This is a genomic window from Mycetocola sp. CAN_C7 (genome assembly GCF_015752285.1).
Taxonomy (GTDB): Bacteria; Actinomycetota; Actinomycetes; order Actinomycetales; family Microbacteriaceae; genus Mycetocola_A.
The window spans coordinates 235,643-253,058 of the sequence record NZ_JADOUY010000004.1; the positions used below are offsets into that span (position 1 = coordinate 235,643).

General features: G+C 65.5%; 18 protein-coding genes. 8 read left to right on the plus strand and 10 right to left on the minus strand.

Annotation, left to right across the window (positions count from 1 at the left end):
• Positions 1-2 precede the first annotated feature (2 nt).
• The 7 genes from pstA to IWX78_RS10530 form a co-directional block, all read right to left on the minus strand.
• Positions 3-1,121, minus strand: coding sequence for a phosphate ABC transporter permease PstA (pstA, locus tag IWX78_RS10500; RefSeq protein WP_442929239.1), 1,119 nt, complete (start codon positions 1,119-1,121; stop codon positions 3-5).
• Entirely contained in the window at positions 1,121-2,080 is a 960-nt protein-coding gene (gene pstC / locus IWX78_RS10505; RefSeq protein ID WP_196833479.1) for a phosphate ABC transporter permease subunit PstC, read from the minus strand. The genes pstA and pstC overlap by 1 nt, the downstream gene beginning before the upstream one ends.
• Before the next feature lie 109 nt (positions 2,081-2,189).
• Complete coding sequence (locus IWX78_RS10510) at positions 2,190-3,287, minus strand: phosphate ABC transporter substrate-binding protein PstS (protein WP_196833480.1); 1,098 nt, start codon at positions 3,285-3,287, stop codon at positions 2,190-2,192.
• A 138-nt stretch (positions 3,288-3,425) separates the two neighbouring features.
• Positions 3,426-4,361, minus strand: a complete 936-nt coding sequence (locus IWX78_RS10515; protein ID WP_196833481.1) for an NUDIX hydrolase — start codon at positions 4,359-4,361, stop codon at positions 3,426-3,428.
• A complete protein-coding gene (locus IWX78_RS10520; protein WP_196833482.1) occupies positions 4,358-6,532 on the minus strand; it encodes an RNA degradosome polyphosphate kinase in 2,175 nt (724 codons plus the stop codon). The genes IWX78_RS10515 and IWX78_RS10520 overlap by 4 nt, the downstream gene beginning before the upstream one ends.
• A gap of 105 nt (positions 6,533-6,637) precedes the next feature.
• Complete coding sequence (gene mshD, locus IWX78_RS10525; protein ID WP_196833483.1) at positions 6,638-7,516, minus strand: mycothiol synthase; 879 nt, start codon at positions 7,514-7,516, stop codon at positions 6,638-6,640.
• Positions 7,488-8,177 carry a response regulator transcription factor gene (locus tag IWX78_RS10530; protein ID WP_196833484.1) on the minus strand — a complete coding sequence of 230 codons (690 nt, stop codon included), beginning with the start codon at positions 8,175-8,177 and terminating at the stop codon, positions 7,488-7,490. Before IWX78_RS10530 ends, mshD begins: the two co-directional genes overlap by 29 nt.
• 97 nt (positions 8,178-8,274) lie before the next feature.
• On the opposite strand from IWX78_RS10530, the gene IWX78_RS10535 reads away from it, so the two are divergent.
• The 3 genes from IWX78_RS10535 (at position 8,275) to ygfZ (ending at position 10,423) form a co-directional block, all read left to right on the plus strand.
• Positions 8,275-8,565, plus strand: coding sequence for a hypothetical protein (locus IWX78_RS10535; RefSeq protein WP_196833485.1), 291 nt, complete (start codon positions 8,275-8,277; stop codon positions 8,563-8,565).
• Positions 8,566-8,702: 137 nt separating this feature from the next.
• Complete coding sequence (locus IWX78_RS10540) at positions 8,703-9,299, plus strand: FABP family protein (RefSeq protein ID WP_196833486.1); 597 nt, start codon at positions 8,703-8,705, stop codon at positions 9,297-9,299.
• Positions 9,299-10,423: a CAF17-like 4Fe-4S cluster assembly/insertion protein YgfZ gene (gene ygfZ / locus IWX78_RS10545; RefSeq protein ID WP_196833487.1), complete on the plus strand. Its 1,125-nt coding sequence runs from the start codon at positions 9,299-9,301 to the stop codon at positions 10,421-10,423. The genes IWX78_RS10540 and ygfZ overlap by 1 nt, the downstream gene beginning before the upstream one ends.
• 145 nt (positions 10,424-10,568) lie before the next feature.
• Here ygfZ and IWX78_RS10550 read toward each other — a convergent pair whose 3' ends face one another.
• Positions 10,569-11,372, minus strand: coding sequence for a class I SAM-dependent methyltransferase (locus IWX78_RS10550; protein ID WP_196833488.1), 804 nt, complete (start codon positions 11,370-11,372; stop codon positions 10,569-10,571).
• Positions 11,373-11,426: 54 nt separating this feature from the next.
• On the opposite strand from IWX78_RS10550, the gene IWX78_RS10555 reads away from it, so the two are divergent.
• Entirely contained in the window at positions 11,427-12,176 is a 750-nt protein-coding gene (locus tag IWX78_RS10555) for a phosphoglyceromutase (RefSeq protein ID WP_196833489.1), read from the plus strand.
• Between the two features lie 73 nt (positions 12,177-12,249).
• Here the strand turns inward: IWX78_RS10555 and phoU are convergent, their stop codons facing one another.
• Entirely contained in the window at positions 12,250-12,906 is a 657-nt protein-coding gene (gene phoU / locus IWX78_RS10560) for a phosphate signaling complex protein PhoU (protein WP_196833490.1), read from the minus strand.
• Between the two features lie 184 nt (positions 12,907-13,090).
• On the opposite strand from phoU, the gene IWX78_RS10565 reads away from it, so the two are divergent.
• Both IWX78_RS10565 and IWX78_RS10570 read left to right on the plus strand, forming a co-directional pair.
• Positions 13,091-14,284 (plus strand): sensor histidine kinase, encoded by a 1,194-nt coding sequence (locus IWX78_RS10565; protein ID WP_196833491.1) that lies wholly within the window; start codon positions 13,091-13,093, stop codon positions 14,282-14,284.
• Positions 14,285-14,296: 12 nt separating this feature from the next.
• Positions 14,297-14,977, plus strand: coding sequence for a response regulator (locus tag IWX78_RS10570; RefSeq protein ID WP_196833492.1), 681 nt, complete (start codon positions 14,297-14,299; stop codon positions 14,975-14,977).
• Positions 14,978-15,013: 36 nt separating this feature from the next.
• On the opposite strand, the gene IWX78_RS10575 is transcribed toward IWX78_RS10570, so the two are convergent.
• The gene (locus IWX78_RS10575; protein ID WP_196833493.1) at positions 15,014-15,484 is read right to left on the minus strand and encodes a hypothetical protein; all 471 of its coding nucleotides are present in this window, start codon (positions 15,482-15,484) and stop codon (positions 15,014-15,016) included.
• 159 nt (positions 15,485-15,643) lie between these two features.
• Between IWX78_RS10575 and IWX78_RS10580 the strand changes: the two genes are divergently transcribed.
• Both IWX78_RS10580 and ispD read left to right on the plus strand, forming a co-directional pair.
• Positions 15,644-16,126, plus strand: coding sequence for a CarD family transcriptional regulator (locus tag IWX78_RS10580; RefSeq protein ID WP_196833494.1), 483 nt, complete (start codon positions 15,644-15,646; stop codon positions 16,124-16,126).
• A gap of 105 nt (positions 16,127-16,231) precedes the next feature.
• Complete coding sequence (ispD, locus tag IWX78_RS10585; protein ID WP_196833495.1) at positions 16,232-17,407, plus strand: 2-C-methyl-D-erythritol 4-phosphate cytidylyltransferase; 1,176 nt, start codon at positions 16,232-16,234, stop codon at positions 17,405-17,407.
• The last annotated feature ends 9 nt before the right edge of the window (positions 17,408-17,416 follow it).

Sequence of the window (17,416 nt, forward strand, 5' to 3'; positions counted from 1 at the left end):
TGCTAACGGCCGAGCTTGGGGGAGAAGATGCGGGCGACGATCCTGGCGATGAGGTTGAGCGCCATTACGATGAGAATGAGGGTGAGCGCTGCGGCCCATGCGCGGTCGATGTATGCCTGAGCGTCCGTACCCTGGCTGACGTACGAGCTGTAGACGAAGACCGGAAGGCTCTGCATGCGCCCGTCGAACGGGTTGTAGTTCATGTTCTGCGTGAACCCGGCAGCGACGAGGAGCGGAGCGGTCTCGCCGATGACGCGGGCGATGGCGAGCATGACGCCGGTGGTGATACCGGCGATCGACGTGGGCAGGACCACCTTGAGAATGGTCAGCCACTTCGGTACACCGAGTGCGAACGCCGCCTCGCGCAGTTCGTTCGGGACGAGACGCAGCATCTCTTCACTCGATCGCACGACGACGGGGATCATCAGCACGCTCAGTGCGACGGCCCCGGCGATTCCGAGCCGGATGCCCGGTCCGAAAATGAGGGTGAAGAGCGCATAGGCGAACAGGCCGGCGACGATCGACGGGATGCCGGTCATCACGTCGACAAAAAAGGTGATCGCGCGGGCGAGGGCGCCGCGGCCGTATTCGACGAGGTAGATCGAGGTCAGCAGGCCGATGGGAACGGAAATCACCGTTGCGATGCCGGTCATGATCAGAGTTCCGACGATGGCGTGGAGCACACCGCCGCCTTCACCGACGACGTTGCGCATCGACTCGGAGAACAGCTGCAGGTCGAATCGGGCTGTTCCTCGCGAGAGGACGGTGATGAAGAGCGAGATCAGGGGAGCGAGGGCGATGATGAACGCGCTCGACACGAGAGTCGTGACGAGGCGGTCCTTCGCCTGGCGTACACCTTCGACGAGAAGTGCGGTGATGTAGATGAACAGTCCGTTGAGCACACCGGTGAGGACGATCGCCCCTGCGACGTTGTAGGCGTCGCCTGACGCCATCTGGAACAGCGCGAAGATCGCGACGCTCACGGCGAGGGAGATGCCGAGGACGATCCAGGGAACGGGTTTGCCGAGGCGCCCGCTGGCGTAGACGTTGCTCATCTGGCCGTTGGACGGGCGGTTGAGGGGTGCTTTGCCCTGGGGCGGAGCTGCCACTGTCTGTGCCATTAGTTCGCTCCCGAGAATTCTTTGCGGCGGTTGATGACATAGCGCGCGAGGGCGTTGATGACGAGCGTGATCGCGAAGAGCATGAGGCCGGTCGCGATGAGGAGGTTCACGTTGTAGCCGTACGCCTCGGGGAAGCTCAGTGCGATGTTCGCGGCGATGGTGCTGGGGTTCGATGAGGTCAGCAGGGCGAAGGTGATCGCGCCGGAGGAAGAGAGCACCATGGCGACGGCCATCGTCTCACCGAGGGCACGCCCGAGGCCGAGCATCGCTGCGGAGATGATGCCCGCGCGACCGAACGGGAGCACGGCGATCCGGATCATTTCCCACCGGGTGGCGCCGAGGGCGAGGGCGGCCTCCTCGTGCAGCACGGGAGTCTGCAGGAAGATCTCGCGGCAGAGTGCGGTGATGATCGGAAGGATCATCACCGCGAGCACGACCGCTGCCGTGAGGATGGTGCGACCGGTACCGGATGCCGGCGGGGCGAACAACGGGAACCAGCCGAGGTTCTCGGTCAGCCAGCTGTAGAACGGCTGAACGGCAGGGGCGAGGGTGTTGGCGCCCCAGAGGCCGAAGACGACCGAGGGGACGGCCGCAAGGAGGTCGATGATGTAGCCGAGGCCCTGGGCCAGTCGGCGCGGTGCGTAGTGCGAGATGAAGAGTGCGATTCCGATCGCGACCGGAACAGCCATGACGAGGGCGATCGCCGCTGACCAGATGGTTCCGAACACGAGGGGGACGACATACGACCAGAAGTTCTCGCCTGCGAGGATCGAGATGTCTTCGGGGTCGGTCGTGATCGCAGGAACGCTCTGCACCACGAGGAAGGCCGCGACCGCAGCGAGGGTCGCGAGGATCAGGGAACCTGCGGTGAGCGCCGCGCCGGAGAAGACCCGGTCGGCGAGCCGCTGGACCGGCTTGGGGGGAGCGCTGGGCGCCTGGGCGACCGCTGGCGACGTCATCTGCTGGTTGTCTCCTGTAGTGGTGGACGAGTTGCTGCGGATGCAGCTCAACCCGGGAGAACCCCGGTTGCGCCTGTGGATCAGGCGCAACCGGGGTCATGAGGCGGTGTTACTTGATGAGTTCGATCGCAGCCTGTGACTTCTCTGCAATGGTGGAGGAGATCGGGGCGGAACCTGCGGCATCCGCGGCGACCGTCTGGCCCTCTTCGCTCACGATGTAGCTGAAGTACTCCTTCACGAGCGTTGCAGCGTCGGCATCCTCGTACTCGACGCAACCGATGAGGTAGCTGATGAGAACGATCGGGTAGACGCCCGACTCGGTGGATGCACGGTCGAGTTCGATGGCGAGGTCGCCTTCTCCGCGACCTTCGGCTGCGGGGGAGGCGTCGACGATCGCTGCTGCTGCTTCAGCGGAGTACGGGACGTACTCGTCGCCGACCTTGATCGCGACGGTTCCGAGGTCACCGGCACGCGAAGCATCCGCGTATCCGATGGTTCCGGTTCCACCGGTGACGGCGTCGATCACGCCGGAGGTCTGCGATGCAGCCTCTCCGCCATCGACCGGCCACACGCCGTCAGCTTCCCAGGTCCACACGTCCGGTGCGACGACGTTGAGGTAGTCGGTGAAGTTCTCGGTGGTTCCCGAGTCATCCGCCCGGTGCACTGCGGTGATCGCCAGGTCGGGCAGTTCAGCGTCTTCGTTCTGCGAAACGATGGCCTCATCGTTCCAGTTGGTGATGGTTCCTGCGAAGATGCCGGCGACCGTCGCCGCGTCGAGGTTGAGCGTGTCGATGCCCTCGAGGTTGAAGATCACGGCGATCGGGGAGATGTAGGCGGGCAGTTCGACGATGCCGCTGCCGGGAACGCAGGAGGCGAACTCGTCTGCGGCCAGTTCCTCATCGTTGAATGCGCGGTCGGAACCGGCGAATGAGCTTCCGCCTGCGATGAAGGTGTCGCGGCCGGCGCCGGATCCGGCGGGGTCGTACTCGACGGTCACATCGGGGTTGGTGCCCTGGAAGGCGGCGACCCAGGCTTCCTGTGCCGACTGCTGCGACGAAGCGCCGCCGCCGACGAGGGTTCCCTGGAGGTCGCTGGTGACCTCGTCGGTGGAACCGGATGCGGCGCCTTCGTTCGTGGCGCAGGAGGTCAGGGTGATCGCAGCGAGAGCTGCAACGACCGCGACGCGGCCGGCTTTCGAGAACTTCACGGAATTGTTTCCATTCGTTGTGATTTCGGGACGGGCCGGTGCAGGCCCACAAGGAACGGTAAGCAGGCGGTCTTACGAGATTCCCTCACAATGGTGAACGGAAGGTTAACGACTGGGGACGGCTCCCGGAAACGCGGCTCAGGCGCGGGGTTCGTGTGTCTCAATCGTGATGATTCCTGAGCTCGGATTCGTGACAGACAGGTGCACGATGCTGAACGCGCCCGTCGGAAGGTCTGCAGCGGTGGAGAGATACGAGCCAGTGATGCTCCCGGTGGCGAGGGCGATCTCGCGCAGGATCTCGGGAAGTACAGGCCCGTGGCTGCAGAGCACGGCGGTCTTCCGCGCCCGAACGCGCTTGCCGACGACCTTGCGCACATCCGCCTCGCCCTGTTCCCAGGCATCCTGGCTGATGAGATCGGTGCGGCGCAGGTCGATCCCGGTCGCCGCGGCAAGAGGGGATGCCGTTGTGACGCAGCGAGCGGCAGTGCTGGTGATGATCCGCCTCACCCCGAACGCCTGCAGCGAGGGAACGATGCTTGCTGCCTGCTCGACGCCTCTTGCGGTGAGCGGGCGGCTCGCGTCTGTGCCGTCCCACCCGGATGCCTGTACCGCTTTCCCGTGACGGAGGGCGACGATCGCGAACGTCGACGTGACTCCCTCCTCGAGCAGCTTCAGAAACGCATTGACGATGTCGACGTCGCGGTCGTAACTGAGGTAGCTCCGGGCTTTTCGCGGGGAGACCCATTCCAGGGCGGCGACTTCGCCGTTGGGCACGAACGTGGATGCCCGCACAGCGGCGTCGCTCACCTCGGCCGCCCAGTAGTGGACGACCTTTTCGCGGCCGCTCGTCAGGTGATAGCGGGAGACGCCGAGAGGGACGCCGAGGGCGACGGTGAGCCCGGTCTCTTCGAGGATCTCGCGAACGGCCGTCTGGGGGAGCGATTCACCCGGGTCGACCTTGCCCTTGGGCAGGGTGACGTCGGCGTACTTGGTGCGGTGGATGACGAGGAGGTGGACTTTCCCCTCGATCACCCGCCAGCAGACCGCCCCGGCTGCGTAAACCGCGCTCGTCACCGGCGCGACCTCGGCCGCCGCCTGAGGCTGGTCTTCAGCATCAGGCGATCCTGCAGGTCGACGAGTGGAGTGCCGTCTTCGTCGGTGGAGTGGCGTTCCCACAGGCCGTCGTTGCCGAGGTGCCAGGACGACGTGCGGCCATCCATGGCGACATCGAACAGACCCTCGATCTCGCTGAGGTGCGCTGGCGCGACGAGCCGCACGAGCGCCTCGACCCGACGGTCGAGGTTGCGGTGCATCATGTCTGCGCTGCCGATGAAGATGTGGGGGTCGCCGTCGTTGACGAAGGAAAAGATGCGGGAGTGCTCGAGGAATCGGCCGAGGATCGACCGCACCCGGATGTTCTCGCTCATTCCGGGCTGACCGGGTTTGAGGCTGCAGATGCCGCGGACCCAGATGTCGATGGGCACACCGGCCTGGCTGGCCCGGTACAGCCCGTCGATGATGGCTTCGTCGACGATCGAGTTCACCTTGATGCGGATGCCGCTCTGCTTGCCGGCTTCGGCGTTCCTGCGTTCCTGGTCGATGTGCTTGAGCAGGCCCTTGCGCAGGTGCAGCGGAGCGACGAGGAGACGCTTGAACTTCTTCTCGATCGCGTACCCCGAGAGTTCGTTGAACAGGCGCGTGAGATCCTTGCCGACCTGGGGATCGGCGGTGAACAGGCCGAGGTCCTCGTAGATCCGGCTGGTCTTCGGATTGTAGTTGCCTGTGCCGATGTGGCTGTAACTCTTGAGAGTGCCCTTTTCCTCACGGATGACGAGCGCCAGCTTGCAGTGAGTCTTGAGTCCGACGAGTCCGTAGACGACGTGAACGCCGGCCTTCTCGAGCTTGCGCGCCCAGGAGATGTTCGCCTGCTCATCGAAGCGCGCCTTGATCTCGACGAGGGCGAGCACCTGCTTGCCTGCCTCGGCCGCGTCGATGAGTGCTTCGACGATGGGCGAGTCTCCTGAGGTGCGGTACAGGGTCTGTTTGATGGCGAGGACCTGAGGGTCTGCCGCAGCCTGCTCGAGGAACGCCTGCACGCTCGTGGCGAAGGACTCGTACGGGTGGTGGACGAGGACGTCCTGCCGCGAGATCGCGCCGAAGATGTCGGCCTTGGCTGCGGGTTCTGCTGGCTGGAACTGCATGACGGTCGTCGGGACGCGGGGAGGGTAACGCAGGTCCGGGCGGTCGATGCCGGAGAGGCTGAACAGGCCGCCGAGGTCGAGCGGCGCAGGAAGGCGGTAGACCTCCTGGTCGGTGACGTCCAATTCGCGAACGAGCAGGTCGAGGGTCACGTCGTCCATGTCCTCGGTGATCTCGAGGCGGATGGGCGGGCCGAACCGGCGGCGCAGCAGTTCCTTCTCGAGCGCCTGGATGAGGTTCTCTGTCTCGTCTTCCTCGATTTCGACATCCTCATTCCGCGTGACACGGAAGACATGGTGTTCGATGATCTCCATGCCGGGGAACAGGTCGCCGAGGTGATTGGCGATGAGGTCCTCGAGCGGGATGTACTGCACGTTCTCCAGCGACGCGGAGGGGTCGACCGGCACGAAGCGCGGCAGCATCTGCGGCACCTTGAGCCGGGCGAATTCCTGGCGGCCGGTCTTGGAGTTGCGGACCCGGATGGCCAGGTTGAGTGACAGGCCGGAGATGTACGGGAACGGATGTGCCGGGTCGACGGCGAGTGGCATGAGCACGGGGAAGATCTGCTGGCCGAAGTAGTCGCGGAGTCGGTCGTGGTCGTCGTCTGTGAGAGAGTCCCAGGTCACCACGCTCACACCGGCGGCCTCGAGGTCGGGTTTGACCAGGTCGGCCCAGGCGCGGGCGTGGCGGCTCTGCAGTTCGTGCGCCGTGTCCGAGATGTCGCTCAGGACATCCGCCGGCGCACGTCCGACGTTCGTGGGAACCGCGAGACCGGTGAGAACGCGCCGTTTCAGACCGGCGACACGCACCATGAAGAATTCGTCGAGGTTCGAGGCGAAGATGGCCAGGAAGTTCGCACGTTCCAGGGCGGGGACCGTGGGGTCCTCGGCCAACTCCAGCACCCGCTGGTTGAAGGCGAGCCAGCTCACTTCGCGGTCGAGGTACCGTCCTTCAGGGAGGGCCGGATCGTCCCTCTCGAAGACCGGGTCGAAGTCGTCGTCGTCGCCGCCAAGACCCGAGTCGAGCGCAATGCTGTCTGCAGTCATGCCAACATCTTGTCACCTCGGCGATGCCGTCGGGGACAGGCCGGTGACATCGCCCGTGAACAACGTGTAACGGTGCGAAGAGGTGCGCGGGTGGTCGGGATGCCGTCAGGCTGCGGGGGTGCGCCTGTACTGCACATCGACCGTGTGATCGGTGAAACCGAGCGACCGGTAGAGGTTCACCGCCGCCTCATTGTCTTGCTCGACGTAGAGCGACGCCGTCGTCACCCCGCGTTCACGCATCCGTTGCAGACCGGCGAGCATGAGCGAACGACCGAGGCCACGCCCGGGTTCGCTGACCCCGATGACATAGATCTCGCCGTGGCTGTCGTCGATCTTCAGCCAGTTGTATCCGATCATCCGGCCGGAGTCCTCCCGGGCGAGGAGGAAGTCCCCGGCATCGAACCAGGGTTCGGCCCGTCTGGCACGCAGGTCGTCGACGGTGAGCCGACCCTGTTCCGGGTGGTGTGCGAATACCCGGGCGTTGAGCTCGATCCACTCGTCGTCGTCGACGTCTGGCCTGAATGTGGTGATGGTGTCGACGGGAGCTGCTGACGGTGCGTTACCGAGCGGCATCCGCAGCTGGAGCAGGACGCGGACCCGTTCGAAACCGGTTCGTGCAGCGAGGGCCCGTGCGGCCGGGTGGTCGCCGTGCGCCCAGGCGAGAAGCGACGGCGGCACGTTGCCGAGCAGTTCGCGAAGCATGGACGAACCGAACCCCGCTCCGCGCCACTCCGGATCGATGACGAACTCGAGTTCGCCCTGGCCGAGCACGGCAGCGCCGACCACGATCTCGACGGCACTCGGTGATTCGGGTGGTGCGAGGACGACGATGAGCGACCGGGCGCCGGTCTCGAGGTCGACGAGGGCCTGGTCGTTGAATGGTGAGGCGCCGTCGCCGGCGACTGCACGCCGGATCAGCTGGTCGAACGCAGCCCGGGTGCCGGCATCCCCGATGTCACGGACGCGGAGCGTTGGCCTGGGCATTGTCGTCCTCGTACACGTTGAAGCGATACCCGACGTTGCGGACCGTTCCGATCAGCTGTTCGAGGTCGCCGAGCTTCGCGCGCAGCCGCCGAACGTGCACGTCGACGGTGCGGGTGCCACCGAAGTAGTCGTATCCCCAGACCTCGCTCAGCAACTGTTCACGCGTGAACACGCGCGACGGGTGCGTGGCCAGGAAGCGGAGGAGCTCGAACTCCTTGTAGGTGAGGTCGAGCGGTTTGCCCTGCACCTTCGCCGAGTAGCTGGCCTCATCGATGACCACGCCGGAGGTCTGGATCTTGGTCGACGTCTGTTCGAGGGCCTGGCGTCCGATGGCAAGGCGGATGCGGGCGTCGATCTCAGCAGGCCCGGCCGCGTCGACGAGGACGTCGTCGACGCCCCAGTCGGCGCTGACTGCGCTGAGCCCGCCTTCGGTGAGCACGACGAGCAGGGGCACAGTGAGCCCGGTGGTGCGCAGGATCTTGCACAGCGACTTGGCCCCGGCGAGGTCCGTTCGCGCGTCGATGATGATGACATCGCTCGATGGCGCGTTGACGAGCTGAGCCGGCTGAGCCGGGATTTGACGCACACGGTGACTGAGCAGGCCGAGGGATGGCAGTACGTCGTTATCGACCCGTGAGGTCAGAATCAGCAGTTGCGCCACGCGTGACCTCCAGTGATTACCTGAACCCATACTAGCTTTCGCTGGTCAGTGGTCTGAACGCTCACCCGTCGGCAGCCGGATCAGGCAAGATAGAGGTATGACCGACGCCCCGCTGACGCCTTCGCGATCCTGGCGTGAAATCTTCGCGGTCTGGGGAGTCGCGCTCGTCGGCGCCATCCTCGTGGCCGTGTTCGCACCCCACGACCTGCGGTTCACCTGGCTCGCCATCGCCCTCGCCGCCTGCACGCTGCTGACGTTCGTGCTGCAGCTTCTCACCCACCAGAAGGTCGGCTTCATCGACCGGCTGTCGATCAGCGTCGTCGGAGTACTGGGGATTCTCACTCTGGCCGCCGCGATCATCGGCTTCTCCACTCTTTTCGAGGGATAGACTGCCGGTATGGATCTCGTCGCGCTCGAACTCTTCTTTGTCGGACTGCTCGTCCTGGCCAGCCTCGCGATCGCCGGCATCTCTGTCGTCGTACTCGTCAACCTGTTCCGCGGCCAGCGCTGACTTCCGGCACGCCGATGATCGAGATTCCGACCGGCCTGCCCGCCGAACTCGTCCCGCTGTCCTGGCTTCTCGGGGTCTGGGAAGGCAGTGGCGTCGTCGACTACGCGACCGCCGACGGGACGATCAGTTCCGAGTTCGGCCAGCGGGTCAGCTTCAGCCATGACGGAATGCCGTACGTCAACTACACCTCGTACACCTGGCTGCTCGACGACGAGCGCACCGGTCTTGTCGCCGAGACCGGCTACTGGCGGCTGCACCGCGCGCAGGCCCAGGGCGATCCGGGGCCTGCGATGCTCCCCGGCGTCGGTGACCGCCCGTTCCAGACCGCCGAAGACGTCGAGACGCTCCGTAACGCTGAAGGCGGGTTCGACGTCGAAGTCGCGCTCGTGCATCCGACCGGTGTGAGCGAGTTGTATCTCGGTCAGATCCGCGGCCCGCGCATCGATCTGGCGACCGATGCCGTGATGCGGACGGCAGGAGCGAAGGAGTACGCCGCGGCGACGCGACTGTACGGACTCGTCGACAACCACCTGCTCTGGGCCTGGGACATCGCCGCGCTCGGCCAGGATCTCCGCACCCACGCGTCCGGCCGACTCGCGAAGGCCGACTGATGGTCGACCCGTCACCCTTCCTGTCCCGCCCGGCCGCTGTCGCCCTCCCTGACGCGGTCGACTCCGGGGTTCCGTCCCATTACGGCAGTCCGTCGATCGAACAGCGGATGCTCGCCGCAGGTGAGGCGATCGTCGACCTGTCGAATCGCGGCGTCGTGTCGATCGCCGGCCCGGATCGTCTGAGCTGGCTGAACTCGATGACCTCAGCCGAGCTGACACGTCTCGCCCCTGGCGGGTCGAGCGAGACGCTCTTCCTGGACCCCAACGGCCGCCTCGAATATGCGGCCGGGATCATCGACGACGGTGTGACCGCCTGGTTGCTCGTCGAGCCCGACGCGGTCGAACCGCTGGTGGCCTGGCTCAACCGCATGAAGTTCATGCTGCGGGTGGAGATCGACGATCGCACCGCAGAGTTTGCCCGGGTCGGTTTCGTTCGCACCGATTCGTCGCCTGAGCTGCCCGTTGCTGCGCCGAACGGGGTTCCGCTCGTGTGGACGGACCCGTGGCGTGAGGTCGCGCTCGGTGGGCACCAGTACGCGCGCGGCGAGCATCCGTCTGCCGACTGGTCGTGGGCCGAGGCCCTCGTTCCGCGAGACGCTCTCGATGCGCTTGCTTCCGGTCCCGTGCCCGCTGCCGGCTCCCTCGCCGCGGAGGCGCTGCGTGTCGCCGCCTGGCGTCCGCGGCTGGCGACCGAGGTCGATGAGAAGACGATCCCGCATGAACTCGACTGGCTGCGCAGTGCCGTTCACCTGTCGAAGGGTTGCTACCGCGGCCAGGAGACGATCGCCAAGGTGCACAATCTCGGGCATCCGCCCCGGAGGCTCGTTCTGCTTCATCTCGACGGCTCCGACTCGGTACTCCCCGGGCGTGGTGCCGAGGTGCGAGCCGACCGCAATGGCGAACCGACGACGGTCGGATCGGTCACGACGGCCGTGATGCACCACGAGCTCGGCCCGATCGCCCTCGCGGTCGTCCGGCGCAACGTCGACCCGGCCGCTGTGCTCACCGTGGATGAGGACGGCATCAGCATCGCGGCTGCCCAGCAGGTGATCGTGCCGTCGGACGCCGGTGCCGTCGCCGATGTGCCGCGTTTGCCACGGCTCGGAGCTGTGCGCCGCTCATAGCCCGGCCGGCACTGCGGGGACAAGAACGGTTGCTCACCGGCAGCGTTCCCAGCCAATAGTGTCGTCGCTGGATGCCGCGCGCGGTGCGGCGACACGAACGGTTGCCCGGCCGCGAACGTTCCAGCCCTTCGTGTCGTCTGAGCGGTCAGGCGACCGCCGCCCACGCCACCGTGAACTCGCCGAGTCGCCACCTCGTGCGCCGTCCTTCGAGCGGCCAGCCGGCATCCGCCACCCCGGCCAGGGCGGCCTGCCACCGCTGCACCGGTCCGTAGACGGCCAGCGGCGCGGCGTATTGCCACTGCCGATCGAGTTCGGCCATCAGATCGTAGATGCGTTCACCAGGCACATTGTGATGGATGAGTGCCTTCGGCAGGCGCTCGGCCACGATCGACGGCCGCTCCAGGTCGGCGAGTCGCAGCGACACCGTCAGCGACTGTGGTCCGTCCGGCGACACGGCGATCCAGCTCGCGACCCGCCCGATCTCATCGCAGGTGCCTTCGACCAGGATGCCTCCGGGTTGCAGACGCGACGTCATCAGCGACCACGCGTTCGTCACCGCAGACTCGTCATACTGCCGCAGCACATTGAACGCACGGATGACCGCTGGTCGCCTCGCGCCGGCCAGCGGCACCTCGAATCCTCCAACGGCGAAGGAGACGTCTGCGGTGGGGGAGAACGACGTGCGTCCCGCCCGCACCCCGACGAGCTGCGCACTCGCGCTGCGCACCCGCGCTGGATCGATCTCGAGCCCGATCACCTCGACATCGGACCGCACCGTCGACAGCCGGGTGTGCAGTTCGAGACTCGTGACGGCACTCGCCCCGTATCCGAGGTCGACGACGAGAGGATCGTCTGAGCGCGCGACGACGTCGAGGGTCTGCATCCAGCGGTCCACCCGGCGGAGCCTGTTCGTGTTCGTCGTCCCGCGCGTGATGGTTCCGACAGGCATCCGTCCATCCTCTCAGTCCGCAAATCGGAATCTGCTGATCGCTAGAGTGGAGGCATGTCTTTGCCATATACCCTCATCCTGCTGCGCCACGGGAACAGCGACTGGAACCAGAAGAACCTGTTCACCGGCTGGGTCGACGTGCGTCTGAGCGACCAGGGTGTCGCCGAGGCGAACCGCGCCGGAGAACTGTTGAACGAATCAGGACTCGCTCCGGACATCCAGTACACGTCACTGCTCACGCGCGCCATCCAGACCGCCAACATCACGCTCGATGTCGCCGACCGCGCCTGGATCCCCGTCAAGAGGACCTGGCGACTGAACGAGCGTCACTACGGCGCACTGCAGGGCAAGGACAAAGCCCAGACCCTCGCGGAGTACGGCCCCGAGCAGTTCCAGACCTGGCGTCGCTCGTTCGACGTTCCGCCGCCCCCCATCGACGACGACAACGAGTACTCGCAGGCCCACGACCCGCGCTACGTCGGCATCGACGGAGACATTCCGAAGACGGAATGCCTCAAGGACGTCATCGACCGGATGCTCCCGTACTGGCACTCGGACATCACCGTGGACCTCGCAGCAGGCATGACGGTCCTCGTCACCGCGCACGGCAATTCGCTCCGCGCCCTCGTGAAACACCTCGACGGTATCTCGGACGACGAGATCGCCGAACTGAACATCCCGACCGGCATCCCGCTGGTCTACCGACTCGACGAGAACTTCGAGCCGATCGGAACGGCGGAGTACCTCGACCCGGATGCCGCAGCTGCCGGCGCCGCTGCCGTGGCCGCTCAGGGCAAGAAGTAACAGTCAGCGGCTGAACAGAGAGAAGAGGCGCGAACCGAACGGTTCGCGCCTCTTCTCTCTGTTCCTCGGACGATCAGTCTTCGGTGTCGGGGATCCAGTCACCGGTCGCGAGGTACTGGACCTTCTTGGCGATCGACACAGCGTGGTCGGCGAACCGCTCGTGGTAGCGCGAGGCGAGTGTCGCGTCGACGGTCGCGATCGGCTTGCCCTTCCAGGTCTCACCGAGAACCTTGTCGAACACGCTGACGTGCAGGTCGTCGACCTTGTCGTCTTCGTTCCTGATCTCCTCAGCAAGACGGACGTTCTGGGTGCGCAGGAGCTCAGTCAGTTTGTGTGAGATCTCGACGTCGAGGCGACCCATCTCGGCGAACGTGGTGCGCAGTCCCTTGGGGACGGCGCGTTCGGGGAAGCGGTAACGGGCGAGCTGGGCGATGTGCTCGGCCATGTCTCCCATGCGCTCGAGCGACGAGCTGATCCGCAGCGCGCTGACGACGATCCGCAGGTCTCGGGCAACCGGCTGCTGCCTGGCCAGGATGTTGATGGCGAGTTCGTCGAGGGCGACGGTGAGCTCATCAATGCGAACGTCGTTCTCGATGACCTCTTCGGCCACGGTGACGTTCGATTCGTTGAACGCCTGCACCGCACTGGTGATGGAGATCGTCACGAGCTCCGAGATGGCGACGAGCCTGTCTTGAACTTCGGCCAGCTCCTGCTGGAATACTTCACGCATCGAATCTCCGTTTCGGATGTCTGGCCCCGCCGTGACTCGCGGGCGCCGGGGGACACAGGCCCCTGTGCAACCCTGTCGTGGCCAGGTTAACGTTTGGTGGCGCCCGCCTGAACACTTGCATAAATGCCCTGATGCCAGGCCTGGTCCGGCCGGGGCGGTCCGGCCATGCCTCTAATCTAGTCGTATGGACTCCACCTGGCTGGTGCTCGTTTCGCTGGTTCTCGGCCTTCTCATCGGCGCGGGTTTCGTCGTCGCCGTCTTTGCAGCAGCGCGACGCGGCGAACGTGTCGCCAAGGTCGTCACTCCTTCCGTTCCAGACGGGGTGAGCCAGGTGCTCGACGCGCTCGACAGCGCCGGGATCGTGGTCGACCCCTCCGGGAACGTGGTCAAGGCATCACCGGGTGCTCTCGCGCTCGGCCTCGTTCGCGACGGGAAGATCGCGAACGCCGAGTTCGTCCGGCTCGCCAGTCAGGTGCGCGACACCGGTGATCCCGTCACCGAAGACGTCGACATCACTCGAGGACCGTTCAGCGACGTGAGCCTGAACCTCACCGTCAGGGCCGCGCGACTCGGTACACGCTATGTCCTTGTCCTCGCGCAGGACCACACCGAATCCCGCAGGCTCGATGAGGTCCGCAGGGACTTCATCGCCAATATCAGCCACGAGCTCAAAACCCCGATCGGAGCGGTCAGTCTGCTCGCCGAGGCGCTCGACTCCGCCGCAGACGACGCCGGCCAGGTTCGCCGATTCGCCGCGCGGCTGAGTACCGAAGCCAAACGGCTGGCTCGGATCACCGGCGAGATCATCGACCTCTCGCGACTGCAGGCCGCTGACGCCCTGCACCAGCCCGAACTCCTCGCCATCGACACCGTCATTGCCGCTGCCGTCGACCAGAACCGGGTTGCAGCGGATGCCTGCGGGGTCACCCTCGTCGCGTCGCGGGATCCGGATGCCCGGGTCTACGGCGACGAGGCGCTCCTCGTCGTCGCCATCCACAACCTCATCGCCAACGCGATCGCCTACTCGCCGACTCGGGGGCGAGTCGGCGTCGGCGTCTCCCGCCGCGATGGACTGGTCGAGATCGCCGTCACCGACCAGGGTGTCGGCATCCCCGAAGAGGACCGCGCCCGGGTGTTCGAGCGCTTCTACCGCGTCGATCAGGCGCGTTCCCGGCACACCGGGGGCACAGGGCTCGGGCTCTCCATCGTCAAGCACGCCGTTCAGAACCATGGAGGGGATGTGCGGGTGTGGTCGCTGGTCGGCAAAGGGTCGACATTCACCATCCGACTCCCCGAAGCCCAGGAGAAACCGCTCACCGGGCAGATCCCCATCACTGGTTCAGCGGAGAACGCCGCCAGTTTCGACAACGCAGGTTAGGACCAGACACCGATGACACGAATTCTTCTCGTCGAAGACGAAGTAGCGCTCAGCGAGCCACTCGCCTACCTTCTGGGACGAGAGGGATACGATATCGACGTCGTGCAGGACGGGCGCAGCGCTATCGCCTCGTTCCTCGCGGAGGAACCGGATCTCGTGCTCCTCGACCTCATGCTTCCCGGCATCCCCGGCACCGAGGTGTGCCGACAGATCCGTGCCGTCTCGTCGACGCCGATCATCATGCTGACCGCGAAGGACTCCGAAGTGGACATCGTCGTCGGGCTTGAACTCGGGGCAGACGACTACGTGACCAAGCCGTACTCCAGTCGTGAACTCCTCGCGCGGATCCGCGCTGTCCTGCGTCGCCGGACCTCCGAAGACGAGATCGACGATTCGGTGCTGGAGGCAGGGACCGTGCGAATGGACCTCGAGCGTCACACCGTCGAGGTGAGCGGCTCCGAGATTCCTATGCCTCTGAAGGAATTCGAGTTGCTTGAATTGCTGCTGCGGAATGCGGGCAGGGTGCTGACTCGCGGGCAACTCATCGACCGGGTGTGGGGAAGCGACTACTTCGGTGACACCAAGACGCTTGACGTACACATCAAGCGCATCAGGTCACGGATCGAAGAGAGCCCGTCCGAACCGCGGATGCTCGTCACCGTTCGGGGTCTCGGTTACCGCTTCGAAGCCTGAGCGCCGCTGCCCGTCGGCGAGGACGGGCGGCGGTGATTACTCTGCTGAGCTTTCCGGGACGAACTCGCTGTATTCCTCAAGCGATCCGTCGAGTACAGGAACGAGGAGTTCGACGCCGGTCTCGTCGCCGTACTGGAAATAGACGGGGAGCAGGGCACCTGGCTTGGTGTCGATGCCCTCGAGGAGGATCGGATCCTCGTCTTCAGCGCCGAACGACACCGTCGACTGCCGGGGGATGCCCGTGACGAGCGACTCGCCGTCGCCGAACTGGACTGTGAGGTTCTGGGAGACGCCCGAGTTGGTGATCGAGAGGAGAAGGTTGCCGTCTGTGCCGTCGCCGCTGATGATGACAGCGTTGCGCAGTTTGAGGTCGCCGATGCGCCCCGAGACACCGTCGCTCGCGTCATAGTGCTCGGTCGTGCTCTGAGGAGAGATCAGGTTGCACGCACTCGTGCCCAGTACGACGGATGCCGCCAGTACGACGGATGCGATCAAACGCGCCTTCACAGGTCCTCCAAGAACACAGGGGGTGCATGAGCGCTGTCGCGATCAATGCGGAACGAGTCCGAGTTTAGCCTAGCGAGCGCTGGCGTCCGGTCGGGGCAGGGCGAACTTTAGTGCATGCCCACTGTGGTATTCTGGTAGATGCTGAAGGGATACACATCCATGCTTTTTGAGGTTGGCGAAACCGTCGTATACCCCCACCACGGAGCCGCAACTATTGCGGAAGTGAAAACTCGGGTCATCAAGGGAGAAGAGAAGCTTTATCTGAAGCTTCGCGTCACCCAGGGTGACCTCGTTATCGAGGTGCCCGCTGAGAACGTCGACCTGGTCGGCGTTCGTGACGTGATCGGAAAAGAAGGACTTGAACGCGTGTTCGACGTTCTTCGTGCGCCGTTCACAGAAGAACCCACGAACTGGTCGCGCCGATACAAGGCCAACCTGGAGAAACTCGCCTCAGGCGATGTCATCAAGGTGAGTGAGGTCGTCCGCGATCTGTGGCGTCGTGACCAGGACCGCGGCCTGTCTGCAGGCGAGAAGCGGATGCTCGCCAAGGCGCGCCAGATTCTCATCTCGGAACTCGCCCTCGCGGAGAAGACCGATGAAGAGAAGGCGTCTACCGTCCTCGACGAGGTCCTCGCTTCTTAACAGTCCCGACACGCTGAAGTCTCGACAAGCTCGACCACCGGGTATCCGGTGGTCGAGTTTTTGTCGTACCTGGAGTGATGCGCGGGGTGGCTAAGCTCGGGAACTATGAACAGTCGCCCCCCGATCGTCGGCGTCATCGTCGTCGCCGCCGGCAGCGGCACCCGGCTCGGTGCCGATCGCCCCAAAGCGTTCGTCGAACTGGCCGGTCGCACCATTCTCGAGCGCAGCCTGTTCCCCATCTTCGGGATGCACCGCGAAGCGCAGGTCGTCGTCGTCGCACCTCAGGACCTCGTGGTCGAGGCCGGCGACATTGCGGCACGGGCAGCCGGCCCGGCCGCAGCAGCCGTCTCAGTCGTCGCAGGAGGACCCAGCAGGCAGCAGTCGGTCGCGGCCGGCCTGGCCGCCCTCACCGACAGCATCCGCATCGTCCTCGTGCACGATGCCGCTCGCGCTCTCACTCCGACGTCTGTTTTCGACGGCGTCGTCGCCGCTGTCGCACAGACCGGTTCCGGCATCGTCCCCGGCGTCGCCGTCCAGGACACGGTGAAGCGGGTCGACGGCGACGAGACGGTCGTCGAGACGGTCGACAGGTCCGAGCTGCGGTCGATCCAGACGCCGCAGGCGTTCCCCCGGGCGGCGCTCGACGAGGCATACGCGGCGGCAGACGCCGAACACACCGACGACGCTGCGCTCTTCGCCGCCGCTGGGAACACCGTTTCGGTCGTCGACGGGGATGCAGCCTCGTTCAAGATCACAACACCGTGGGACCTGCGCAGGGCTGAGGGGCTGATCGCGGCGCAGGGGTCAGGCATCCGCACCGGGATCGGCGTCGACGTCCACGCCTACGACGAGTCGGCGGAACTGTGGCTCGCCGGTCTTCACTGGCCAGGAGAGCCTGGGCTCGCCGGGCACAGCGACGGCGACCCGGTCAGCCATGCCGTTACTGACGCGTTGCTGTCAGCCGCCGGCCTCGGAGACATCGGCAGCGTCTTCGGCACAAGCGATCCCGAATTCTCCGGCGCACACGGTGAGGTTTTCCTGCGTGCGACGGTGTCGAAGCTGCTCGACGCCGGTTTCACCATCGGCAACGTCGCCGTGCAGCTGATCGGGAACAGCCCGCGCTTCTCGCCCAGACGGCAGGAGGCAGAATCGCTCCTCAGCGGCCTGCTCGGGGCACCGGTCAGCGTATCGGCGACGACGACCGACGGTCTCGGTTTCACTGGCAGGTCTGAGGGTGTCTGCGCGATCGCGACGGCGACGGTGATGCCCCAGTACTCTTGAGTGGTGGCA